Origin of the sequence: Wolbachia endosymbiont (group B) of Germaria angustata (assembly GCF_964026725.1) — a bacterium.
GTDB lineage: Bacteria > Pseudomonadota > Alphaproteobacteria > Rickettsiales > Anaplasmataceae > Wolbachia > Wolbachia pipientis_C.
On sequence record NZ_OZ034691.1, the window covers coordinates 925,853 to 950,135 of the forward strand.

20 protein-coding genes and 1 tRNA gene are annotated in these 24,283 nt (G+C 34.2%); 3 read left to right on the plus strand and 18 right to left on the minus strand.

The features are described 5' to 3' along the window. Positions 1-73: 73 nt before the first annotated feature. The 4 genes from AAGD63_RS04475 to secB all read right to left on the minus strand — a co-directional run bounded on the left by AAGD63_RS04475 (position 74) and on the right by secB (position 7,263). A complete protein-coding gene (locus AAGD63_RS04475; protein ID WP_341813798.1) occupies positions 74-715 on the minus strand; it encodes a protocatechuate 3,4-dioxygenase in 642 nt (213 codons plus the stop codon). Between the two features lie 166 nt (positions 716-881). Further along, positions 882-4,022: a bifunctional proline dehydrogenase/L-glutamate gamma-semialdehyde dehydrogenase PutA gene (gene putA, locus AAGD63_RS04480; protein WP_341813177.1), complete on the minus strand. Its 3,141-nt coding sequence runs from the start codon at positions 4,020-4,022 to the stop codon at positions 882-884. Between the two features lie 127 nt (positions 4,023-4,149). Then, positions 4,150-6,753, minus strand: coding sequence for an aconitate hydratase AcnA (gene acnA / locus AAGD63_RS04485; RefSeq protein WP_341813178.1), 2,604 nt, complete (start codon positions 6,751-6,753; stop codon positions 4,150-4,152). 6 nt (positions 6,754-6,759) lie between these two features. Then, positions 6,760-7,263: a protein-export chaperone SecB gene (gene secB, locus AAGD63_RS04490; RefSeq protein WP_341813179.1), complete on the minus strand. Its 504-nt coding sequence runs from the start codon at positions 7,261-7,263 to the stop codon at positions 6,760-6,762. A 162-nt stretch (positions 7,264-7,425) separates the two neighbouring features. Here secB and AAGD63_RS04495 point away from each other — a divergent pair, with 162 nt between their 5' ends. From AAGD63_RS04495 to AAGD63_RS04505, 3 genes are read left to right on the plus strand one after another with little or no spacing between them, the layout of a single operon-like run. Continuing rightward, on the plus strand, positions 7,426-8,085 hold the full coding sequence (locus AAGD63_RS04495) for a Tim44/TimA family putative adaptor protein (protein WP_341813180.1): 660 nt from the start codon (positions 7,426-7,428) through the stop codon (positions 8,083-8,085). 14 nt (positions 8,086-8,099) lie between these two features. Beyond that, a complete protein-coding gene (gene dnaQ, locus AAGD63_RS04500) occupies positions 8,100-8,804 on the plus strand; it encodes a DNA polymerase III subunit epsilon (RefSeq protein WP_341813181.1) in 705 nt (234 codons plus the stop codon). 35 nt (positions 8,805-8,839) lie between these two features. Then, complete coding sequence (locus AAGD63_RS04505; RefSeq protein ID WP_341813182.1) at positions 8,840-9,439, plus strand: SCO family protein; 600 nt, start codon at positions 8,840-8,842, stop codon at positions 9,437-9,439. Between the two features lie 52 nt (positions 9,440-9,491). Here the strand turns inward: AAGD63_RS04505 and rnc are convergent, their stop codons facing one another. From rnc to AAGD63_RS04575, 14 genes are all read right to left on the minus strand, one after another. Next, positions 9,492-10,184, minus strand: a complete 693-nt coding sequence (gene rnc, locus AAGD63_RS04510) for a ribonuclease III (RefSeq protein ID WP_039950902.1) — start codon at positions 10,182-10,184, stop codon at positions 9,492-9,494. A gap of 92 nt (positions 10,185-10,276) precedes the next feature. Further along, positions 10,277-11,344: a quinone-dependent dihydroorotate dehydrogenase gene (locus AAGD63_RS04515; protein WP_341813183.1), complete on the minus strand. Its 1,068-nt coding sequence runs from the start codon at positions 11,342-11,344 to the stop codon at positions 10,277-10,279. 72 nt (positions 11,345-11,416) lie between these two features. Beyond that, the gene (locus AAGD63_RS04520; protein ID WP_341813184.1) at positions 11,417-12,214 is read right to left on the minus strand and encodes a hypothetical protein; all 798 of its coding nucleotides are present in this window, start codon (positions 12,212-12,214) and stop codon (positions 11,417-11,419) included. 107 nt (positions 12,215-12,321) lie between these two features. Further along, positions 12,322-12,393: transfer RNA gene (locus AAGD63_RS04525), tRNA-Cys, on the minus strand. A gap of 5 nt (positions 12,394-12,398) precedes the next feature. After that, positions 12,399-13,295 (minus strand): class I fructose-bisphosphate aldolase, encoded by an 897-nt coding sequence (locus tag AAGD63_RS04530; protein ID WP_264719642.1) that lies wholly within the window; start codon positions 13,293-13,295, stop codon positions 12,399-12,401. Positions 13,296-13,353: 58 nt separating this feature from the next. Beyond that, positions 13,354-14,352 (minus strand): molecular chaperone DnaJ, encoded by a 999-nt coding sequence (locus AAGD63_RS04535; protein WP_341813185.1) that lies wholly within the window; start codon positions 14,350-14,352, stop codon positions 13,354-13,356. A gap of 56 nt (positions 14,353-14,408) precedes the next feature. Beyond that, positions 14,409-16,688 (minus strand): AAA family ATPase, encoded by a 2,280-nt coding sequence (locus AAGD63_RS04540; RefSeq protein WP_341813186.1) that lies wholly within the window; start codon positions 16,686-16,688, stop codon positions 14,409-14,411. 297 nt (positions 16,689-16,985) lie between these two features. Then, complete coding sequence (locus AAGD63_RS04545) at positions 16,986-18,212, minus strand: DEAD/DEAH box helicase (RefSeq protein ID WP_341813187.1); 1,227 nt, start codon at positions 18,210-18,212, stop codon at positions 16,986-16,988. Between the two features lie 34 nt (positions 18,213-18,246). Further along, positions 18,247-18,498, minus strand: a complete 252-nt coding sequence (locus AAGD63_RS04550; protein WP_006015726.1) for a cold-shock protein — start codon at positions 18,496-18,498, stop codon at positions 18,247-18,249. A 174-nt stretch (positions 18,499-18,672) separates the two neighbouring features. Continuing rightward, on the minus strand, positions 18,673-20,007 hold the full coding sequence (locus AAGD63_RS04555; protein ID WP_341813188.1) for a TldD/PmbA family protein: 1,335 nt from the start codon (positions 20,005-20,007) through the stop codon (positions 18,673-18,675). A gap of 18 nt (positions 20,008-20,025) precedes the next feature. Next, positions 20,026-20,898 carry an ATP synthase F1 subunit gamma gene (atpG, locus tag AAGD63_RS04560; protein ID WP_264330782.1) on the minus strand — a complete coding sequence of 291 codons (873 nt, stop codon included), beginning with the start codon at positions 20,896-20,898 and terminating at the stop codon, positions 20,026-20,028. Between the two features lie 166 nt (positions 20,899-21,064). Continuing rightward, positions 21,065-22,285 (minus strand): heme biosynthesis protein HemY, encoded by a 1,221-nt coding sequence (locus AAGD63_RS04565; protein WP_341813189.1) that lies wholly within the window; start codon positions 22,283-22,285, stop codon positions 21,065-21,067. Then, complete coding sequence (locus AAGD63_RS04570) at positions 22,282-23,013, minus strand: hypothetical protein (protein WP_341813190.1); 732 nt, start codon at positions 23,011-23,013, stop codon at positions 22,282-22,284. Before AAGD63_RS04570 ends, AAGD63_RS04565 begins: the two co-directional genes overlap by 4 nt. Continuing rightward, positions 23,006-24,235 carry a lipoprotein-releasing ABC transporter permease subunit gene (locus AAGD63_RS04575; protein ID WP_341813191.1) on the minus strand — a complete coding sequence of 410 codons (1,230 nt, stop codon included), beginning with the start codon at positions 24,233-24,235 and terminating at the stop codon, positions 23,006-23,008. Before AAGD63_RS04575 ends, AAGD63_RS04570 begins: the two co-directional genes overlap by 8 nt. Positions 24,236-24,283 lie beyond the last annotated feature (48 nt).

The window sequence follows — 24,283 nt, forward strand, 5'->3', positions numbered from 1 at the left end:
AGATATTTTTCATATACATTTTAAGTACAATAGCGCTTAAGACTACTATGAACTCCCCTGATATGCAAGGGCTTTATCTTTTATCAGAAAATTTGTTATGCCCACCTAGGGTTATATTAAATGTGTAGGTCTTCACAACCTGATTGTTATAAGTAAATGGTGCTATCAGAAGGCTTGCAAGTCCACTCTCAATAAGATTACCAAGAAGAAGATCATCACAGTTATCGCAATTATAATCAGCAAAAAACATTTGTGTTGTGAATTCTGGAAAATCTGGATGTTGGACCAAAAAGTTGATGTGTGGAGCCCTATCACCAATTTTACCTGGTACTATTGTAATAAAATTATAATAGCCAAGGTTATTTACTACAAATCTTCCTGATCCAGCAAAATTTGGATCAAGCTCCACATTTTCATCATAATAGCTCATGCCAAGTGAGTCTGCGTGCCATATAGAAACCACAGCATTTTGTATCGGTAAGCAATTTACATCAGTAACTCTACCCACTACATTTATTAATTCTCCTGCTGCATTATTTGGAGAGCCAGGTTTTCTTCTTAAATTATTTGAAGAGTTAAAGCTTTTTGGCCTTGTTTCAAGATCATAAATCCCTGGAGTTTCAATACAATTAAGCAAAATAGGATCAGCTGCAAATAATGACAAATCGAATATAAATTGTACTAAAAACGCTAATAAGATATTTTTTACATTCATTTTGTTTATAGTGCTTTTATCAGAATTATAGCAACCTTTTTCTTTTATTAAAGACAAGACTTTCTTTGAAGCCTCCTTAGAATCACAACTATCCTTTCAGTGTATGAGTTTTAGGTTTTAGTACTGCATACACAACTGCACAGACTTCCAATTTAGAAATTGCAAATCAATCCAAACACGCAAGTGTAATGTTACCACTACATGCTGTAGTGTTGACACTTACAACCTTTTCTATAGAAAAACGTTGCAGATAATTAGGACCACCAGCTTTTGGTCCGGTACCTGACAGTCCTCTACCGCCAAATGGTTGTGTTCCAACTGCTGCACCTATTTGATTGCGATTGATGTATACATTTCCAACTGATATTTTCTTGCTTATTAAATCGATCTGACTTTGTACACGGCTTTGCAAAGAAAACGTAAGTCCATATCCTGTATTATTTATATCACTTATAACTTCATTTAACTGCGACTTATTAAAACGTATGATATGTAAAATAGGCCCAAACACTTCTTGCTTTAATTGCGAAATTTTTTGTATCTCATAAATGTACGGAGGAAAGAAATAACCATTATAAGAATTTGTATCCATGGGTACCTTGGACAAAAGGTTTGTATCTTCATCCCTTGATATTTTTTCCGTATGTTTAGTGAGCATATCAATAGATGCTTTGTCAATTATTGGACCAATATCTGTGCTCAGTTGTATTGGGTCACCTATCTTTAGTTCTTGAGCTGCATTGCATATCATTTTTATCTGTTTTTCTGCTATATCTTCTTGAATAAATAGCACTCTGAGAGCAGAACAACGTTGACCGCCACTGCGAAATGCAGAAATTAAAACATCCTTAGTTACCTGCTCTAAAAGAGCAGAACTATCAACAATCATAGCATTTAATCCACCAGTCTCAGCGATAAGTGGCACAATAGGACCATCTCTGCTGGCAAGCATTCTATTAATTATTTGAGCGGTCTGTGTTGAGCCGGTAAAAGCTACACCGGAAATTCTATTATCTGGCACTAATATTTTACCTAAATATCGACCATCTCCTGGAACAAGATGTAATACATTTTTTGGTATTCCAGCTTCGTGTAGTATCTTAACGGCTTCATAGGCAATAATCGGCGTTTGCTCTGCCGGTTTTGCCAGCACTGCATTACCTGCTACAAGTGCAGCTGAAACCTGCCCAATGAAGATAGCAAGTGGAAAATTCCACGGTGATATGCATAAGAAAACTCCTCTGCCCTCAAAAAAGATGAAGTTATCTTCACCTGTTGGACCTGGCAATTTTTTCCAGTCATTCAGTTCGTTTTTTGCTATCATTGCATAATAGCGCAAAAAGTCGATTGCCTCTCTTACTTCTGCTATTGCATCGGATAAAATTTTTCCTGCTTCCAAGATCAGAATGTAAACCAACTCTTTCATCCTTTCCTCAAGCAAATCTGCAGCTTTTTCAAGGCATTTAGCGCGCTCTTCTGCTGAAATATTCTGCCACTTAGTAAAAGCACTATGTGCTATTTCAAGAGCATTTAAAGCCTGAGCACTTGTTGCACTTGACACTTCTCCAATTACATTTTCCAAATGTGCAGGATTCACTACTTCGGTAAATTCCGCATTGTCAAGAAACGACTCTCCATCAATTATTGGGCCAACTTGCCATTTCTTTTCACTAAATTCCCTTACATCATTTGCAAATTGTGAAACTGCAATTGAATCGCTAATATCCATTCCCAAGGAGTTTTTTCTTTCCTCTCCAAAAATATCTCGTGGCAACGGAATGCTTGGATGAGGCTCATATTCTAAGCTTTTTACTTTTTCTAATGGATCTGAGACTAATTCTTCAATTTTAACGTCAGAATCATTTACTTGATTGACAAACGAGCTATTAGCTCCATTTTCAAGAAGGCGCCTAATAAGGTATGGCAATAAATCACTATGTTTACCAACTGGTGCATATATACGACAATTGATGCTTGTTGCAAGTTCTGAAATTGCATAATCATACAAACTTTTACCCATTCCATGTAAGCGCTGAAACTCAAACCCAGGATGATTTTTATCGGCAAGCTCTATTATAGTAGCAAAAGTATAAGCATTATGAGTTCCAAAACATGGATAAAAGTGATTCTCTTTGCTTAAAAGTTTCTGCGCACAGGCAAGGTAGCATACATCTGTGTGGCTTTTTCTAGTAAACACCGGATAACCAATTAACCCTAATTCTTGTGTGCGCTTGATTTCTGAGTCCCAATATGCTCCTTTTACAAGCCTCACCATAATTTTATGCTTTGATCGAATGGCAACATCTTCAACAAAATCAAGAACAGATAAAGCACGTTTTTGATACGCTTGCACAGCCAAGCCAAGCCCCTCCCACTTAGAAAGTGAATCATCAAGACGCAATTGCTCAAATAAAACTAATGACATCTCAAGTCTTTCTGATTCTTCTGCATCTATACAAAGTGAAATGTTATATTTCTTCGCTTCATGACACAGTTCCAGCAACTTAGCTCTCAGCTCTTCAGCTATATTACCAAATTGGCTAAATTCATAACGTGAGTGCAGTGAAGACAATTTGATTGAAACCCCTTGAGATTTAAAGCAATCATTTATGTCAGCAGCTTCACCTATGGCTTTTATTGCATGCATGTATAAATTAAAATACTCTTCCGCATCCTCAACTGTGCAAGCAGATTCACCAAGCATATCAAAAGAGCATAAATACTTACTGTAGTCATCTGATTTCACGCTTTCCAATGCTTTTGCTATAGTTTCTCCAACAATAAAATGCTTGCCAAGAATGGATATTGCTTGTTTCACCGCTTTGCGGATTATTGGCTCTCCTAAATTTTTCAATAACCTGGAAATTATGTGATAGAATTTTGAATCCTCTTCATTGTTTCTTAATATACTGCTTCCTATAATTAAACTCCATGTAGAAGCATTAACAAACAATGAAGAGGAACGCCCCAAGTGTTTATTCCATTCTTGGTTGGCAATTTTATCTTTGATCAATTCATCTATTGTGTAATCGTCTGGTATTCTAAGTAATGATTCAGCAAGACACATTAGCGCTACTCCTTCGTCGTTAGAAAGTGAGTACTGTTGTATAAAAGAATCTATAATGCCTAATTTACTACCTCTAATCTTTTCGACAATTTGTTTTGCAATATTGTAAATTATGTTTTTTGAATCAGCCGAAAGTTCTGATTTTTCTACAAGATAACGTACGTGACTTTTTTCATCAGCACGATAAAATGCCTGCAATCGTTTTCGTAATGCGTTAGGTTCTTGTATAGAACTGATCATAATTATCTACAAAACACCCTTTACCATATATAAGGTAAGATTATATCATAACTTTGCATCGAATAAATTATTATTTAAATAAAGAGCGAGAATCGATTCAAAAAACCTAGTTAATGACTGTGATAGCTCAAAAGGACTGCGCAAGTATATAACTCAACACTCCGCCACTCATCAAGTACTTAACCTCAGTTGCAGTTTGTACACAGCACTTGAGTTGAATGGATTGCTCTGAATCATCCTTTCTTTTAATGATACATTCTAGATTTCCATTTGGTACTACTTCACCTTTTATGCTCACTATCTCACTACCATCAAATATCTTTCTCGTTACTCCATCCTGAAATGCAAGTGGAAGAACACCCATACCGACCAAATTGGACCTATGTATGCGTTCAAAACTTTCTGCAATCACAGCTTTAATTCCCAGTAATGCAGTACCCTTTGCTGCCCAATCCCTACTTGAACCTGTACCATATTCTTTTCCTGCAATGACAACTAATGGAACAGCTTCTCTTTTATATTGCATTGCTGCATCAAAAATTGACATAGTTTCTTGAGAAGGAATATGTTTTGTATAGCCACCCTCAGCGCTCACCATTTTATTTCTTATTCTGATATTAGCAAAGGTTCCACGCATCATTACGTTGTGGTTACCGCGGCGAGATCCATATGAATTGAAATCTTGCGGTTCAACTCCAAGACCTTTTAAATATATGCCTGCAGGACTATTTGAGGCAATATTTCCAGCAGGGGAAATGTGGTCGGTAGTGACGCTATCGCCAAACATCGCTAGTATTTGCGCATTCTTTATATCAACTATGTTGCTTTTATTGTTCTTAGTCGATAAATTATCAAAATAGGGAGGGTTTTGTATATAAGTGCTTTTCGCGTCCCAATCATAGATTTCACTTTTCTCACACCTTATCTTTTGCCAATGCTCATCACCAGAAAAAACATCCTTATACTTTTGTATGAACATTTCACGCGTCACAACACTTTTAACACAGCTCTCAACTTCACTATTTGTTGGCCATATATCTTTGAGATAAACATCACTTCCATTCTTATCTTTGCATATAGGATCTTTTGTCAGGTCAATTTGTACAGTACCTGCAAGTGCATACACAACAACAAGTGGCGGAGATGCCAAGTAATTAGCTTTGACTAAAGGATGGATTCTTCCTTCAAAGTTACGATTACCGGATAAAACTGTTGCAACAGTCAAGTTTTTATCCTTAATATCACTTTCTATATCTTCATGAAGCGGGCCGGAGTTTCCAATACAAGTTGTACAGCCGTACCCAACCAAATTAAAACCCAAAGCATTTAGATCTTCCTGTAACCCTGACTTTTCTAAATATTCTGTTACAACTTGTGACCCTGGAGCAAGAGAAGTTTTAACCCAAGGCTTTGATTTTAATCCAAGGTTGACTGCATTACGCGCTACAAGTCCAGCAGCAATCATTACACTTGGGTTTGAAGTATTAGTGCAGCTTGTTATTGCTGCAATAACTACACTTCCATCTTGGAGTTTATCGCTTTCCTCTGACTCATTAACTGGAAATGATTTAGAAAAAGATTCTGCCACTTGCGAAAGAAAAACCTTATCTTGCGGTCTTTTTGGACCGGCCATTACCGGCTCTACGCTCGATAAATCAAGCTCCAGTGTATCAAAGAACGCCAATTCGTCATTACTACGCCATAGCCCTTGTTCTTTTGCATAGACTTCAACCAATTTAACCAACTCTTTTGGCCTTCCAGTTAAGTTTAAATAATCTAGTGTCTTCTGATCAATTGGAAAGAATCCACAAGTTGCACCATACTCTGGAGCCATATTAGCTATGGTTGCTCTATCTGCCAAAGATAAACAATCTAAGCCATCACCATAAAATTCCACAAATCTGCCAACAACGCCTTTTGTTCTCAGGATATTAGTAATCGTTAGCACTAGATCAGTTGCTGTTACTCCCTCTGAAAGTCTTCCTATTAATTTAAATCCTACTACTTCTGGAATTACCATACTAATTGGTTGACCAAGCATCACAGACTCAGCTTCTATTCCACCAACACCCCAACCAAGAACCGATAAACCATTTACCATAGTAGTATGACTATCTGTACCGACTAAGGTATCTGGATATAGAACTCCGCTATCGTTACATACAACTTGCGCTAAATATTCAAGATTCACTTGGTGGCAAATTCCAGTACCTGGTGGCACTACTCTAAAATTTGTGAAGGATGACTCTCCCCATTTTAAGAATTGATATCTCTCCAAATTTCTTTTTACTTCCAGTGCAACGTTTTTACCAAATGCAGAAGTGCTTCCGTAACTATCTACTTGAACAGAGTGATCGATCACAAGATCAACAGGTACAGATGGATTTATTTTGCTTGGGTTACCTCCGTTTTTCTTCACATAATTACGCATTGAAGCTAAGTCAACGACAGCAGGAACTCCTGTGAAATCCTGCATCAAAACCCTTGCTGGCTTGTAGCTAATTTCGTGATTAATGTGTTTCTTGACGCAATTTGCTAATATCTTTATGTCATCTAATTTAACGCTTACTCCATCTTCATTGCGCAATAAATTTTCAAGCAATACCTTGAGTGAACAAGGCAATTTGGTTAAATTTACTCCTAAGAATTTACCAGCGTTACTTAGGTTAAAGTAGTTATATAACCTTCCATCAATATTTAAAGTCGTCTTTGCATTTAAAGAATTGTTCATCCTGTATTAGTTAAAGTTGGAATTACTAGCGCTACTTTTTTGTTGTTGACTTTGCTGCTGATACATAGTTTCAAAATCTATAGGATCTAGCATAAGTGGAGGAAACCCACCACTACTTGTAGTTCTTGCAATTATTTCTCTTGCAAAAGGGAAAAGAAAAGTAGGTCCACCAATAAATAAAGCTTGTCTCACCTCTTCTTCACTTAGCTCTGTAAAGTTTTCTATTGAAAAAATACCGCAATACTTTACCTCGCAAATGAAAGCTATATCACCCTTTACATCTTCATCTTTTACCGTTGCTTTGGCCTCTATATGCAAAGTAATTTCATGAAAAGGCTTTTCTTCACTTATTCCTTTTTTATTTTCTGTTCCTTCTAATTCTGCTGAATTAATATTAACCATTACATTAATATCAGGAGCTTTACTAGAAGGAAGGAATGGCGAATTTGGATTCTCAAACGAAAAATCTTTGACATACTGACTATGAATTTTCATTTTGTGTTGTGACATTTCTTACGCTCCTTTAATTAAGTTGAGATGTTTAATACTTTCTTATATAATATATCCATTTACAAATGAATAGTAAACCTAACTATAGGTTAATATGAAAAACATATTTTTATCAATAATTAATAATATTTAGATACTTTATATATCAAGGAGTAAGTTACCATGATAGAGCTTGTAATATATGCTTTACTAGCGGCGTTTATTTTTTCACGCTTATATAATTCTTTAGGAAGATCATCCAGTCTCAATCTAAAAAAGCTAACAGGTGTATTAGATGTAAGTCAAAGTAACGAGGATGTGGTAGAAAATATCGAAGATTATACTTATAGCAATAACAAAAGTTCAATAGAAGCTACTTATGAACAAATATTACAAAAAAACAGAAAGTTCTCTATTTCCAATTTTATAGAAGGTTCAAGCATAGCTTTTGAATTAATAATTAAATATTTCAACCAAGGAAATTTACCTCAATTAAAATCTCTTCTGGACAAAGATTTGTATAATAGCTTTGTGGATAAGATTAAACATCGTAAAGAGATACACGAGTCTATAATTGTTTCTATTGTTTCACAAAAAATCTTAGAAATAAAGCTAGTAAAAAACGTAGTATTTATTGCAGTATACTTCCTTTCAGAGCAAATTCACTTCGTTAAGAATGGTGAAGGAGACATCATATCAGGTAGTATGTCTACTATTAACAAAGTTGAGGATGTATGGCAATTCAAAAAAAATATTAATTCATCAGATCCAACCTGGTTGCTTGTTTCCATTAACTATAAGAAGGCAAGTACCGATAAAAATTTAACAGCAAATGACAAGTAAGATTAGTTACACCTATGGAAAGTAGGCTACGAGAAATAGTACTTGATACTGAAACTACAGGTCTTGACACTGAGTCTGGCCATCGAATTATTGAGATAGGATGTGTAGAACTAGTTAACCGTATTCCAACAGGTAAAACATTTCATCGATATCTTAATCCAGAGAGAGATATACCTTACCACTCATTTAAGATTCATGGTATTAGTGAGGAGTTTTTGGAAGATAAGCCACTATTTTCAGATGTTGCACTTGAATTTCTTGACTTCATATCTAATGACATCTTGGTAATTCATAATGCTGAATTTGATATTAAGTTCCTTAATATGGAGTTAGGCAAGTTAAATGCTGGGTTAATTTCCTCAGATAGAGTGCTAGATACATTACCACTTGCAAGAAAAAAGTTTGTAGGATCACCTGCTTCTTTAAATGCATTATGTAAACGTTTTGATATATCGTTGGAAGGTAGAGAGTTGCATGGAGCATTAGTTGATGCTCAATTGCTTGCAAAGGTCTATGTTGAGCTTACAGGAGGATTGCAAACCTTTTTATTTAATAATGAATGTGCTCAGGACAATAACTCTACGTTTATTCAGCATAAAGTGCGTAATTTAGCTCGCAGAGAACATTCACCAAGTAGTAAAGAAATTGATGAGCATAAGAAATTGTTAGATAAAATTAACAACCCACTTTGGAAGGAATATATTGAATCAATCAACTAATCAAGATATGATTTAACTTTATTGGAAACGCTTTAATGATAAAGTTTATAAGGTTATTGTCTAGTTTGCTAATAACAGTAGCAGCTATCTTCTTAGGTTATTGTTATTTTACCAAGCAAGGCATATTTGTTTCACAAAATACAGAAATTAAAATAGGTGGGGATTTTTCTTTGATTAATCAAGACGGACAAACAGTACGCAGTAGTGATTTTAAAAATAAGTATATGATGATTTTTTTCGGATTTTCCTCATGCAAAAGAATTTGCCCTATGAACCTCGGAATAATTTCAGAAACACTTGCAAAGTTAGATAAGGAAACTGACAATAAGATACAAACATTTTTTATCACAGTTGATCCTGAGCGCGATAACATAGAAAGGCTTAAAGAATTTCAGCAGCAATTTGACCATAGAATACAAATGCTAACTGGTGAAAGACAAAAAATAGATGAAGTAGTTGCAAAGTATAAAGTATATGCAAACAAAGTAGGTGGAGAAGAGGAAATTAACCATTCTTCAATAATATACCTTATTGGCCCTGAAGGAAAATATGTCACACACTTTGTAGCTGATTTAAATTCAGATGAAAGTCAATCTGATAAGATTCTGGCTGAGATAAAAAAATATGTAAGCTGAACTAAAGAGCTTAGCTTACTTTAAATTTATGCTAACGGCTATTTTGATTAAACTAAGTCGTTTTTTTAATTTTTTCTAGGATCAACTCAGCAGCTTTTTGTTCAGCAATTTTCTTACTAGGAGCGCATGCAGAAACTTTGTCATAACTCTCTATGCAAACTGATATAGTAAATTCAGGATTGTGTGCTGGTCCAGTTTGTTTTACAAGCTCATACTTTGGTAAAGGTAATTTATTTCTCTGAGTCCATTCTTGCAGTGAAGTTTTAGGATCTTGAGGAGGATCGAGGATGTCTTTAGCTAGCTTTTCCCAATGTCGGATAATAAATTTTTCAACACTCTCAAGTCCACCGTCAATATAAATTGCACCTATTAGTGCCTCAAGCGAATTTTCTAAATTTTTTAAGTTACATTTCCCTCCGTTGCAACGTTCACTATTATTCATGATGATAAAGTTACCTAACTCTATTTCTTTAGCAACATTAGCAATGGTACTGCCACAAACTAGATCCGTTTTTCTTTTTGCCAATGCTCCTTCTTTTTCTTCAGGAAACATTTTAAACAGCATAGCAGATACAACCATGTTCAAAATACTATCGCCCAAAAACTCTAGCCTTTCGTAGCTTACGATCTGGTCTTCGCTATTCCTTTTATTTACGCTTGGATGGGTTAATGCCTCTTCTAATATTGCATGATCTGTAAATTTATAATTAATAACTTTAGATATTATATCGTTCAAAACTTTCATGTTCATCATTCAAAAGAAAAGCACTCCCTATCATACCTTTACACTAAAAAGTTAGCTCTACTTTACTAAAACAATATCAATAACTTCCAAAATCAATGTATACAACCCACTGCTTCAGTAATGTTACTAAATCCATCTCTTTTTACCAATTCTGCAAGCTCCAGATTGATTTTGTTCACAACTTGATGCCCCTGATATACGAGAGCAGTGTACAGTTGTACTAAAGAGGCTCCTGCCTTTATTTTTTCATATGCGTCAATACCACTTGAAACTCCCCCACATCCTATCAATAGAATCCTGCTCTTAGTAAGCTTGTACATATCACTCAATAACTCGGTTGAAAGTTGAAACAATGGTCTGCCGCTCAACCCACCACTCTCATTATAGTAAGAATCTCGACTTATCGTAGTGTTGCTTACTATTAAGCCGTCAATTTTATATTCTAGTGTAAGCTCAGCGATATTTTCTTTTGTTTGCTGATCTATATCTGGAGAAATTTTTAATATTATCGGTATGGATTCAGAGCTATCGATTGATTTCCGGGTTAGAGTGATAGATTTCAACAATTTGGATAATTCTTGTTTATTGTGCAAATCGCGCAAGTTAGGTGTGTTTGGGGATGAGATGTTCAGTACTATATAATTGCTCTTTCCATATACTATCTTTATTAAATCAACATAATCGCTGATTTGGTCCTTTGATGTACTGTTTCTTCCTATATTTATACCAAAAATACAATCACCAAGTTTAGTTTTACTTATCTGTTTAAGAAAATAGTCTACTCCTTTATTATTAAATCCCAATCTATTAATTATTCCTTCATCTTTAATTAATCGAAAAATTCTCGGTTTTTTGTTTCCATATTGGGGATGTTTAGTTACAGTACCAGCCTCAATAAATCCAAAACCAAATGAGAGCATCGGCTTTACAACTTCCGCATTTTTATCAAAACCTGCAGCAAGACCTACAGGACTCCTAATTTTATTACCAAAAAAGTTTACATTTAAAGACTTAGGTAGTTCTATAGGTTTCTTACAGGGCATCTTTTTTAACGCCGTTATTACCAAGGAGTGAGCGATTTCAGGCGGCAGTAAAAACAATAAATTACGTAATATCATTTTGTAAAACACTTTGCTTATTTTTAGTTTATTTTTTACCATGCAACAAGAATAACTTAGAAAGCTTGAGGTTTATCAAAATAGTAAGTATATAGTTTCTATGAGTAGTAAAAACTAATTTTTCTGAAGGGAAACCAGAACTTGATCAGTATTTTTATCTACTAATTCGAGGTAGCCAAATTTGTTAATTTGAGATTTTATTAGTATAGGAATCTTATTTCGATTTAAATAAAATCCCTGTTTTGATTGTTTATTAATCCGCAACCTTACATCCCCATTTTTCCAAGCAAGCATCTTATTTATTCCAGATTTTTCTTTACAATTATCTTCATTTACAAATCCTAAGTATTCATCTTCTGAAGAAGATATTGCAATCTTGCATATTCTATATCCTACCCAATTCCCTAGATATGGATCAGTATCGTCTTTTTCGTGAAGCTTGAATTCTCCTTTGACATATTCCCATGGAGCTTTTGCATCACCTACCTTTTTTAGAAAGAGTACGTCCTGATCAAAGTTTATAATGGTCCTTGTATGAAATGTTGTTAAGCTTGTGTCCCATAATAGTTTTTCTGTGATGCTAAAATGCTCTTTATCCTTTTGCATATTTTGAAATGATACGATTATCACATTTGCTCCAACTTCTCTTCCATAGTTAACATATTGACTAGCACGCCCATGTTTGGCTGTGAATGATGACTTACCTATTAACAGAAAGTCATTAAATAACGCATTATATATAGTCTGTGCACTGTAAGCTGTACCGACGTAAACCGGCTGTTTGTTGGATGAAGGGTACTTTTCTGGTGCAAGATGAGTATACGAGCTCTTTAATAAATAGTGAAAAGTGCAACTGGTAAGCAAGAAGGGCAAACCAATTAATAATAAAACTTCTGTTAATCTCTTTGGCATTTTACTGCTTATATTTTGAATATAGTATCTTATTTTTTTTAATATTTCATTAAAAGCCACACTTCTTGTTAAAATTTCAGAAGAAAAAACGATCTAATTGGAGTAAGAGGCCGGGACCGGAATTGAACCGGTATAAAAGGATTTGCAGTCCTCTGCATAAGCCATTCTGCCACCCAGCCGTTTTTTATGCATAGATATCCATTATATCTTTTAGCATAGATAAAGCATCCTCTCTTTTTCTTTGAAAAGTGTTACGCCCGATAATTGAACCATTACCACCGCCTTGCTTAATTTCTTTCGCTTCATTGCATATGTCATTCACTGATTTCGACTCGCCACCAGAAAAAACTACTATTCTTTTCCCTGCAAAACAAGATCTTTTAACATATTCAATTCTTTTAGATAATGACTCAATATTTTCTGTTTCTATTTTCTCCCTTTCCAAATAGTTAATTGGAAGTTTTACTTTGATTATATTAGCGCCAAGTAAAGCTGCTATGTGCGCAGCATAGGCAATAACATCAACTGCTGTTTCGCCTTCTTTGGAAATTCCTTCACCGCGTGGATAAGACCATAGCACTACGGCAAGGCCGCAAGACTTAGCCTCAGCTATAATTTCGCGAGCTTCTTCCATCATATCGAAGCACTTAGCAGAACCAGGATATATAGTAAACCCAACAGCTACGCAACCCAAACGCAGCGCATCTTTTACAGAAGCAGTTATTGCTTGATCAGAAGTTAAGTTTTTCGAGTGCAAGGAGTTAGCACTATTAAGCTTCAAAATAAGTGGTAGCATTCCAGCATAAGTTGAAGCACCAGCTTCGATCATACCAAGCGGAGCAGCATATGCGCTTACTCCCGAATCAACTGCAAGCTGAAAATGATAATGCGGATCGTAAGCATCAGGATTAACTTCAAAACTTTTTATTGGCCCATGCTCAAATCCTTGATCTACAGGAAGAATTACTAACTTGCCAATTCCACTAAGTTTTCCATGCATAAGAATACGAGCAAGATTTGCTTTTACTCCAGGATTTTCACTTTCGTAATAACTTAGGATTTTTTTTACTTCTTCACTCATTAATATCTTCAAATTTACTTAAAGTGTAGCAAAAACTATAGTTGAAGCAAAGACCTTTTTATACTCTTGCTCCTACACCTATATTTAAAGGTGTAACTTTAGGATCGGTGGTGTGCTGTTGTGGTTTTTCTTGAATTAAATCTTCAAAATACATTTTAACAATAGGAAGAATGAGCGGCATAAGCACTAATTTATAGTCATACCATGAAAACTTTTCCTTGTAGCTAAATTCTGCATCTTCTTCGTATAAACGCTGGATGCAGTGCTCACTATATAATTCAGAAGCTTTCGTAAAAGTTCTAAGTAAAGCAATCAATAATAAATCCAATGCCAAATTAACTATCAGCATTGTTCCATATTGAACAGGCCAGCCATTTTGTGCAATTTCCGATGCTAAACTGCACACAGCAAACGCTACTGCAATACATATCACATAATTATCAGCAGCAATAAGTAAATTAAACCTTCGGTTGAATCTATCCATATTTCCTTCTTGTGAGCCTCTTTGTTTACTTGCTGCATAGATAATACTACAAAAGGATATAATAAATAACCATGGCCAAACTCCGATGCTGAATGCATAAAATTTATAAGCAATATTTTGCACTTTGCCACTGTTAGCAAGTTGTGATAAGCAATATTTGACTTGAGGCGACGGACCAAGTACCACATTTGCTAATATAAAAAATAAACATGCTCTATTCACAGCTTTCTCTCTACGCAATAGAATCTCATTGATTCTCCTTTGTTTTTCCTGCACTTCTCGCTGTAATGTTATAGATATGCCAGCTGCTTTTAAGTCGTTAAGATATTGCTCTAGCCTATCTTTATCTGCACTAAGTTTTTTAAACTCTTCTTCAGCTATTTTTTTCTCTTTCTCTCCTACTACTTTATCAGGGTGACATTTTAATGAAGCTCTTCTAAAGCGCCGCTCAACTAACTTAAGTACATCATCAAACTCCTGACTTATTACTTCTTCCGCTTTTATTCCCAGCCTTGAAAATAAATTCCGTAAATCTTGATTACTGTAATATTGATTTCTGGTTAAACTTGCCACTATAGCCTAATTAAAAAATAGTGACTATACTACAAATTTAATACTCAAGCAAGAATTTAAACTATATCAAAAGCAATTCCGTGTTTACCAATATAAATCCTTAATTTCTTTCCTTTAATTAATCGACGATTCAGTATTTCTTCAGCCAAATGACTTTTTATCTCTTTTTCAATCAGCCTCTCTATTGGGCGTGCTCCCATTTCTTTGCTATAACCTGTTTGCGCAAGATAAGACTTTACTTCTTCTTCCACTGAGCAGCTTATACCCTTTTGCACAAGTTGTTTTTTTAATTCCTGAATAAATTTATCCACAATGTGCAAAATGACATCCGCATCCAAATCAGAAAAGGAAATGACTGCATCAAGACGATTACGAAATTCAGGGCTAAAAACCCGTTCCATTGCTTTTTCGCTGTCACTGATGTTGAAGTTTTTATACCCAAAGCCAATAGAACTTTTGTTACGTTCAAATGCCCCTGCATTGGTTGTCATAATTAAGATCGTATTGGAAAAATTAACCTTACGTCCGTAAGTGTCTGTAACACACCCATAATCCATGATTTGTAGTAATATATTATAAATATCACTATGAGCTTTCTCAATTTCATCAAGAAGTACTACGCTATATTGATTATTAGATACAGATTCTGTAAGCAATCCACCTTGGTCGTAACCCACATATCCAGGAGGGGAACCAATCATTCTAGATATTGTGTGAGGTTCCATATACTCAGACATATCAAACCGAATAAGGTTCATACCCATATTTTGTGCTAGCTGCTTCGCAAGCTCAGTCTTACCTACACCAGTTGGCCCTGCAAAAAGATACTTTGCCAAGGGTTTATTGTAACTTCTCAGACCAGATTTAGCAATTTTAATAGAATTAACGAGAAACTCTATCGCTTGCTCTTGACCAAAAATGGCCCTATTGAGATTTTCTTTCAAAGATTTTACTCTTTGCATATCATCAAACCCGCAAGGTACGTTTGTAATCCTAGCGATAGTACTCTTAATGTCTCTACTGTTTATAACTTTTCGCCTGTTTTTTTGTAACTTACAATATGCCCCTGCTTCATCTATAACATCAACTGCTTTATCAGGTAATATTCGCCCAGTGATATACTTGTGTGAAAGTTCAGCTGCAGATTTAATGGCATGTTTCGTGTAATACACTCCATGATACCTTTCATAGTAATGCTTTATACCATCTAGTATCTTTACTGTATCATTAATAGAAGACTCTTTTACATTAATTTTTTGAAACCTCCTTGCTAATGCTTTATCCTTTTCAAAGCTATTGCTATATTCTCTATATGTAGTTGCACCTATACAACGCAACGCACCTCTTGCAAGTGCAGGTTTGAGCAGATTACCAGCATCAAGAAAGCTGCCACTTGTTGAACCTGCTCCAATAATAGTGTGTATTTCATCAATGAAAAGAATAGCGCCAGGTTTTGCCTCAATTACTTTTATTATAGATTTTATTCTCTCTTCGAAGTCACCTCTATAGCGTGTTCCTGCAAGAAGTGAGCCTAAATCCAAAGCATAAATTATGCTCGATCTCAGTACACTCGGAACACTACCTTCAATAATTTTCAATACCAAGCCTTCAACTATTGTTGTTTTACCAACACCTGGTTCTCCGACATATAAAGGGTTATTTTTTCTGCGTCTTAGCAAGATTTCTATAGTGCGATTTAATTCATAATCACGACCAATGACATAATCTATTTTTTTGCTTCTTGCATAATCATTTAAATTTCTACAATAATTTTGCAGAACTGCTTCATCTTTTAATAATTCACCTTTATTTGCTACAGTAGAGATATCGTTATTCTTATCAAGTTTTATCTTGCGATTAGTTACATATTCTTCTATATCACCTGAATATTTTATATTGGATATGTTATAAATCAAATTAGAATCCTTTGCATTCTGTTTGCGTAATAGCTCTTCAATGTATAAATCTTGCTCAGACAGAATCTCTAATAGAATACTTGCTCCATTTATTTCTTTTCTTCCCAGACGATGAGCTCGTATCATGGCTTTATGTACTATGCGTTGAAATAGCACATCAGGCTCAACTTTGTTGACAGTTAATTCGGAGTTGTCTTGTAAAAAACCTTTTGTATTATTACCATTATCATTCCTTAATATAATATTATCTATATTTATGATTTCACCAGCTCTGATGTTATATCTTGATAAAACATAATTTACATCCACATCTTTGGTTAATGCTAGCAACAAATGTTCCACTTTTGCATATTTAAGCTTACAATCAGAAGCAATCTGTAACGCTCTATTTAAACTTGCCTCCAAATTTTTAGAAATCATCTATTATCTTTAAAAGTGTAAATTTATATATAATTAGTAGCACACAATTATTAAAAAAACTGAAATCTAGCAGCTCGTTGTAGCCAAATTGAATGAAGCTACAGATTATAGTCCACACAGCCTAACATTATACCGTTGTGATAATCTCAAAACGTTATAAGCAGCAGAATTAAGATTATCAAATTGTAGGTAAATCTAATTTGGGCTAGCTATATATTCTTTCTACCATCCTCCAATCACTTCACTTTGCAGCAAGCTTACTGGAGCTTTTAAAGAATAGAAGAATAGTTAAGTACATTAATACGCTTTTTCTAGTACTCTGCTTTTCTTCTTAAATACATTGATCTTTTTTCTACCGTATTTAGCCTTTAACGTACTTGGCCTTTTAAAGATCTTTTTGCTGTTACGTTTTTGAGATTGCATACTACAATCAAAATTTGGCTCTCCTTCTTTATCTGCTAGTGCAGGCAGTCTTCTCTTATCTTGAGGTGTAACAAAAGATAATGCAAATCCTTCAGCTCCCGCACGTGCAGTTCTACCTATACGATGAACATAATCAGCTTGCGATTGTGGTACATCATAATTGATAACATGTTGAATGCACGGAATATCAAGGCCGCGAGAAGCAACATCTGTTGCAACCATGATTTGATTGCGGCCACGACGAAAAGAATTAATGACTCTTTCACGCTTGTGCTGCCTTAAATCACCATGAATTGCCAAAGCGCTATAGTCATCTTTGTGCAATTTGTCAGCTAGCTGATCCGCTCCTCGCTTTGTTTTGACAAAAATAATGATCGATCCTTTGCGCTGACATAATTGTGTAATAAGTTTTCCATATTTTTCTGATTCTGATGCATAAACAATTTCTTGCTTAATTTTTGCAGAAATTGTAGCCTGACAATCAACAGAAACACGCTCTGGCTGATTAAGGTACTTCTCAGTAAGTTTAACTATATCACTAGGAAGAGTTGCAGAAAACATAAGAGTCTGACGTATTTTTGGCAGATATTTCATGATCCCTTCAATTTGAATTCCAAAGCCCATATCAAACATACGATCCGTTTCATCAAGTACAAGAGTGCTGACATTGCGAGTAATCAAAGCTTTACGCTCAATATGATCTATAATACGACCAGGAGTACCTATTATGATTTGTGGTTTTTTCTGAAGCTGATTTAGCTGCCTAAAAATAGGCTCACCTCCAATCAACAAAGCGACTCTTAGTACAGAATTTTGAGATAAGAGTTTTCTTATCTCATTTGTTACCTGATGAGCAAGCTCTCTGGTTGGCACGATGACTAAAGCTGAACCAATGCTTGGCTCATTCAGCAATTTAGCAACCAGTGGAATAGCAAATGCCAAAGTCTTTCCAGTTCCCGTTTGAGCAGATCCAAGAATATCTTTGCCCTGGAGAGCTAGAGGAATCGCTTGCATTTGAATCGGGGTTGGAACACAAAGATTATTTTTACTTAGAGCTTGCCTAAGCAAAGTTGGAAGCCCCATTTCATGAAAATTACTCACAATACATTACCCTATTAAAAAGCTTCACGATAGACTAATCTTCTAATCTTAAATTTATTGCAGACTTTTTATCTTCCCCGTTCCTACCACGCTCCTCTTTAAGCTCATAACTTACTCTTTCCCCTTTCATTCCTTTCTTTTTATCCTCTCCTCGAAGTGCATCAGGTCTTATTCCTGAACGTTCTAATGTACTAACATGTACAAAAACGTCCTCACCTTTACCTTCTGGCTTGATGAAACCATAGCCTTTTTCAACATTAAACCATTTTATATTACCAAATTCCATATGGATAACTCCTAAACTACTAACTAATATTATTAATGTGATGAAAAACTTTGAAATTACGATTTAGAATGCTTTAAGCTTAGTTACTGCAACTAAACTCCTATACTCCATAGTCTATTCTTAACATTACATAGTAATAGTACACAATTATTGTACTTAATGCAACTAAAATTTTTAATCACTAAGTGAACCTGCTACTGTCATTTCACTAACTTTAATCGTTGGTGAATTAAATTGCCCACAGAAAGTTAGATCATTTGCAACAACCAAATTGCTAAACATATCTTTCAAATTGCCAGCAACAGTAATTTCGTGTATTGGGTCAGTTATTTTACCATTTTCTATAAAAAATCCGCATGCACCTTGACTATAGTCGCCATTGATTAAATTAATACCAAAACCAAATAAATCAGTTACATATATTCCTTCTTTTACTTCCTCAATTAATTCCTTAAATGACCTATTACCATTTTTGAAATAGAAGTTACTAGCTGAAGGAATAATTGCAGCATTACTTGTACGAGTTGCATTTGCGGTCGTTTCCAAGTTTAATTTCTTAGCCGAATATAGATCTAAAATCCAGTTTTGTAGTACTCCATTTTTTACAAATTCATTTCTCCTACTCATCATTCCTTCCCCATCAAATGGTCTTGATACTATACCTCTTGGTAACAATGGATCATCGATAATGCTAATCTCAGTATTAAAAATTTGAGTATTTAAACTATTTCTCAAAAAAGAGCTATTATTTACAATATTGCTACCATTTATGGCAGAAGCAAAGCTCTTTACTAGCTCTTTTGCTGCTCTTTTTTCAAAAACAACCGGAAATTTGCCTGTCCTGATTGTACATGAATCCAATTGATCTATTGCTCTTTTTGCTGCTTCTTTCCCTATTGACTCCGGTGTTTTTAAATCACTGAAGTTGCATGCTACATCGTAATCGTAGCCTATTTTCATTTCACTCTTTTCTCCAGCAACAACAGAAACCTGATTAACAAAAGTTGACTTACTAAATGAACCAACAAAACCAGAAACGGTTGATAATACTGTATTTACTGAAGTATGTGAAGATGAAGCTCCTTCGGAATTAATAATATTTTTATGTGCAAGAGCTGAATTTTCTGCAGCTTCAGTAATTTCTTTTAATTTATCAATTGTTACAACATTATTATCTGAGATATTTAAATCTGCAGAAGAGATATAATTACTGCCATCTACAGCAAAACTAATATAAGGATCTTCCTGGGCATTCTTTGCCATTTCCACCACTTGGCTCACTGCACTACTAAGATTATTCAAATCGTTTGTGGAAATATACGCAGCTTTGTTCTTACCTGCTATAGCTCTAATTCCGACAGTACAGTTTTTAGATTGTGATATTTGTTCAATTTTTGACAGACGCTGAGAAACCGAGGTCTTATTAGTTTCATATATTGTAACTTCTGCGTCTTGATTCTGCTTTTTTATTAGTTTAGTGATATCTGCTGCAATATTTAATATATTCATTTTTCATTCCTTGAGTTTCTATAAAGATTCTGCACCACCTATAACTTCAATCAAATCAGTTGTAATTGCTGCTTGACGAGAACGATTATAAAGTAATGCTAGTTTATTTAGCATTTCTTTTGTATTTCTGTTTGCTGATTCCATAGCAACCATCCTAGCACTATTTTCACTTGCTGCACTTTCAAGTAAAGCAGAATAAAGAGCAGCTGTAACATAATCTTGAGTCAAAGATTTTAAAATAAACTCAATATTTTGTGGTTCATACTCATAGCTGTAATCTGTTAGAGGACTAACTACAGAATTATCAATTAATAATGAGTCTTTACTCCATGGTTTTATTGTTTCTAATATTGGCTTTTGCATGAAGGTATTATAGAATTTACTGTAAAAAACCTTAACTTTATTGTATTTACTTAGATCTATATCACTAACCAAGGCTTCCACACGCTTTAGTGTGATTCCCTTACTATTTTCAACCTTCAAGATATTTTTAGAATTAAATCTATTTTTGCCTGTCTCAAAAGCTTTCTTACCAAAAAAAACAATGTCTACTTTCTTATCATTTGCAATTAATTTGTTTATATGCTCCTGACTGAATTTAACAACAGAGGAGTTAAAGCTGCCACATAAACCACGATCAGATGCAATAATAAATACTAGGAAAGAATCTTCATTATTGATATTTAGAATTCTTGCTAGTAACTCTTGATCCGCTGATAGCGCTAGTGAAGAAATAATGCTATGCAGCTTAGATATATGCAATTTTGAATTTGATAATTTCTTTTGGCTTTGTAATAACTTTGCTGCAGAAACCATTTGCATTATTTTCGTGATTTTCTGCACAGACTTAATATTTTTAATTCTTAAGGATAATTCCTTTAAGCTCTTCATTTTGTATATAATTCTAATTTATTAAAATATATAACTGGTAATGTCTAAAAACAAGTTTTTTTGACATTGGAGTCAAACCTAACTAAGAAACTCACAGATTTACTGTTTTGAGATAAAGATTATATTAAAGCAATCTCGATGTAAAAGTATCACACCTTATGGAGTCTTATAATATAAGGTAAATACAATTAAGACTATTGCAACTTGAGCACTTATAATCCCATTGCTTTAGCTCTTTATTACAATCAACACATTTCCAACCTGGATCAGGCACAGCTTCTGAGTCCATCTTATTTAGCCAGTAAATTGCTTGATCATACTCTTGTAGCATAATCTTGAGCTGTACCATAACAAGGTAGATTGATATGTAATTAGCTTTTTTCATAGCAATATCTAAATGCTGACTTGCAAGATCATATTTCCCTAAGCTAATTGAAGACAAAGCAAGCAAGCAATAACTAAAATAATAATCAGGGCGTAAGTTATATAGTCTTTCAGCGCCTTTATTATTTAACTTGATATACATTCTAGCTGATTGAAGAGTAGGATTTACTCTATACTCTTCCTCTAATACTGTGGAAGCTTTTCTGATTTTTTCAAGCTTGATATATAATTCTGCCTTTAAATAATTGATGGGCTGAAAAGTTGCATAATAACTTTGTGCTTTAGCTAAATAATCTATAGCTTTGTAAAAACTTCCTTTACTTTCGTATTGCTTTGCTAAAGCGCAATAAAAAACCGCTAACATCTTTTTACGATCAAAGGGAAGAAAAATATTGAATTTGATAGCTTCCTTTAACTTTGAAATTGCATTTATCCAATCTTCTTGCAATATACAATGCTCTATTTGAAAGGGAATAGACAAAATTTTATCATTAATTGAACTAGAGCAATATTCTATAAATTTTTGAAAGACTAACCTTTCTTGCTTTAGGTGAATAATCAGTTTATTGATCAGAAGTAGAGCTAAGTTGCGATTTTTACTTGCAATACTCGTTAAATTATGGCTGAAAAAGCTGTAATTTCCCGTTTTACCTGAATTAAAGAGCTTTACTAAAGATAATTTATCACTTTCTTCATTTAGATTTTTAATTAGCTTATTGGTGCTCTCTATATTACCTAAGTCTAAGCTAAAGAAAGCTTCAAAGAGAAGCAATTCTTCCCTACTTCTTCTTCTATTTTTTATGTTAGCAAATGTTGATGAAATAGAAGAACAAAAACGTGCAACTGCAATCAATAAAAATAATAAGACTACGCAAGCAAGAATAACGAAATATAGATCAATACTTATAGTGTAATTGCCTAATTCCAATTTTATTACTTCACCACTTACCTTGATCCATATGCCAAATAAAAACGAAAAAGCAAAAATTATAAAATAAATCATGAGATGTATTGTAATAAGTGACGATATATTATTGAAGTATTCTTGAAAGCTACAATAAAATCATTCAATTTATTAAGCCATGGTTTGAATTCTGGGTATGTTAAGTCACTTATTGCGGTGGCTATGCTCTGCCAATCATTATCGCTTATTAATTCTTCAATTTCTGCAAGCTTTAACCTGAGTGGATCACTACGATCATCTATCTTTATCCAATTTGAAATGATTTTTTTAAACAAGTTACTTTTATTGTAGTTAATAACAGTCATGTTCTTCTCAAAAGACAATTTCAACCCGCGTAAAGTATCTACCTCTTTCAAATTTTCCAATTCATTTACTGCATTTTCTATTTCTGGATCGTCAAGCTCTGATATCAAAGGCTTTATTGAATTTATATGATTATCAAACTTGGCTTCTTGCAATAACGAATTCTTCATCTTAATCACAAGTAGCAGCAACTTTGCGAGGTTCTTATGCCTTGAACTACCGTCACCTTGCTCACATTGAGTGTGCAGATTTCTCTTTAAATCAAATATCTTTTTCTCTACCTTAATTTGATTAACTTCAAGCAACATTTTAAGTTCATCTATCTTTTCCGTTACAATACTTATACTATTTTCACTCTCTTGCTGATTTATTTTAAAAAATATTATGTTATTTATTGTAATATAGCTAACAAACAACAATATAATTAAGAACCAACCTATGCATTTTTTCCAAGTATCATTCATAACGTAATATCTCCACAGGATCTTGAGCAGCTGCTTGTAATGTAGGAGGAATTGTCGCTAAAAATGATAAGAACAATGCAAGTGCAGAAATGTTAATCACATCTTGAGAGACTAATATCACTGGCAAACTTGAAAAAAAGTATATCATAGGATCAAACAGTTTGATGTTGGTAATGTTTTCTAAAAACACTCTAATACTTTCAATATTGAGAGAAAAAACAACCCCTATAATAGAGCCAAGACAAGTTCCTGTAAAACCAATCAGCAATCCACAAGCACAAAATATGCGCATAATGCTTCCACTTGTTGCACCAAACGTACGCATAATTGCAATTGCGGATTTCTTTTCTTGCACTATCATCATCAAACTTGAAACAATATTAAATGCTGCTACAACTATAATCAAAGTAAGAATTAAAAACATCACATTTCTTTCAGTTTTTAAAGCATTAACATAATGGCTTTGCTGAGATTGCCAACTTTCAGCTTTCATTCCTGTTTCTTCTACTATAGCATTTGCTAGCTTATTAGCCGCAGCAATATCGTCTATAAACACTTCTATATTTCTCACACTATCTTTATAATTAAAAAAAGCCTGAGCTGATTTCATGGGCATATACATCAAGGTATTGTCGTACTCAAACATACCCATATCAAATATTGCTACAACTTTATATTCTTTCATTTTTGGTATTTCACCAGACAGTGCATCAAATCCTTCAGGTGATATAAGCATAATGTTATCACCATAATCAATATTCAAAGCTTCTGCTAATCTTGCCCCTATTATGATACCTTCATCGAATTTTTCCACGTTACCCATAACTACATTATTCTTAACGGTAGTATTATTAAGTAAGTCTTTAGTTGACACACCACGGACTACGCTACCCACAATTCCACTATTTGCTGCAACGATCACTTGATCATTAGTCATAGAAGTAGTTTTTAATACACCTGGGATTTTCTCAATAGATTTTAACACTGCGTGGTAATCTGAATTTATGCTTCTATCAAAGTAAACATTAATATGACCATTAATGCCAAGTACAGAGTCGAGCAGCTTTGCTCTGAACCCATTCATTACAGACATTACTACTATTAGCGTTGCAACTCCAAGAGCAATACCAATAATAGAAAACAAGGCCATTATAGAGCAAAATCTAGAATTCTTTGCTCGCAAATAGCGAATAGCCATAGTAAATTCAAAGGCAATAGACATTATACTAAGATTTAAATATCATACTTTTTATGCTTCATATAACTGTAA

Coding starts and splice junctions, on each gene's coding strand:
- AAGD63_RS04475 (WP_341813798.1), bottom strand. CDS start 715: ATGAATGTAAAAAATATCTTATTAGCGTTTTTAGTACAATTTATATTC.
- putA (WP_341813177.1), bottom strand. CDS start 4,022: ATGATCAGTTCTATACAAGAACCTAACGCATTACGAAAACGATTGCAG.
- acnA (WP_341813178.1), bottom strand. CDS start 6,753: ATGAACAATTCTTTAAATGCAAAGACGACTTTAAATATTGATGGAAGG.
- secB (WP_341813179.1), bottom strand. CDS start 7,263: ATGTCACAACACAAAATGAAAATTCATAGTCAGTATGTCAAAGATTTT.
- AAGD63_RS04495 (WP_341813180.1), top strand. CDS start 7,426: ATGATAGAGCTTGTAATATATGCTTTACTAGCGGCGTTTATTTTTTCA.
- dnaQ (WP_341813181.1), top strand. CDS start 8,100: ATGGAAAGTAGGCTACGAGAAATAGTACTTGATACTGAAACTACAGGT.
- AAGD63_RS04505 (WP_341813182.1), top strand. CDS start 8,840: ATGATAAAGTTTATAAGGTTATTGTCTAGTTTGCTAATAACAGTAGCA.
- rnc (WP_039950902.1), bottom strand. CDS start 10,184: ATGAAAGTTTTGAACGATATAATATCTAAAGTTATTAATTATAAATTT.
- AAGD63_RS04515 (WP_341813183.1), bottom strand. CDS start 11,344: ATGGTAAAAAATAAACTAAAAATAAGCAAAGTGTTTTACAAAATGATA.
- AAGD63_RS04520 (WP_341813184.1), bottom strand. CDS start 12,214: ATGCCAAAGAGATTAACAGAAGTTTTATTATTAATTGGTTTGCCCTTC.
- AAGD63_RS04530 (WP_264719642.1), bottom strand. CDS start 13,295: ATGAGTGAAGAAGTAAAAAAAATCCTAAGTTATTACGAAAGTGAAAAT.
- AAGD63_RS04540 (WP_341813186.1), bottom strand. CDS start 16,688: ATGATTTCTAAAAATTTGGAGGCAAGTTTAAATAGAGCGTTACAGATT.
- AAGD63_RS04550 (WP_006015726.1), bottom strand. CDS start 18,498: ATGGAATTTGGTAATATAAAATGGTTTAATGTTGAAAAAGGCTATGGT.
- AAGD63_RS04555 (WP_341813188.1), bottom strand. CDS start 20,007: ATGAATATATTAAATATTGCAGCAGATATCACTAAACTAATAAAAAAG.
- atpG (WP_264330782.1), bottom strand. CDS start 20,898: ATGAAGAGCTTAAAGGAATTATCCTTAAGAATTAAAAATATTAAGTCT.
- AAGD63_RS04565 (WP_341813189.1), bottom strand. CDS start 22,285: ATGATTTATTTTATAATTTTTGCTTTTTCGTTTTTATTTGGCATATGG.
- AAGD63_RS04570 (WP_341813190.1), bottom strand. CDS start 23,013: ATGAATGATACTTGGAAAAAATGCATAGGTTGGTTCTTAATTATATTG.
- AAGD63_RS04575 (WP_341813191.1), bottom strand. CDS start 24,235: ATGTCTATTGCCTTTGAATTTACTATGGCTATTCGCTATTTGCGAGCA.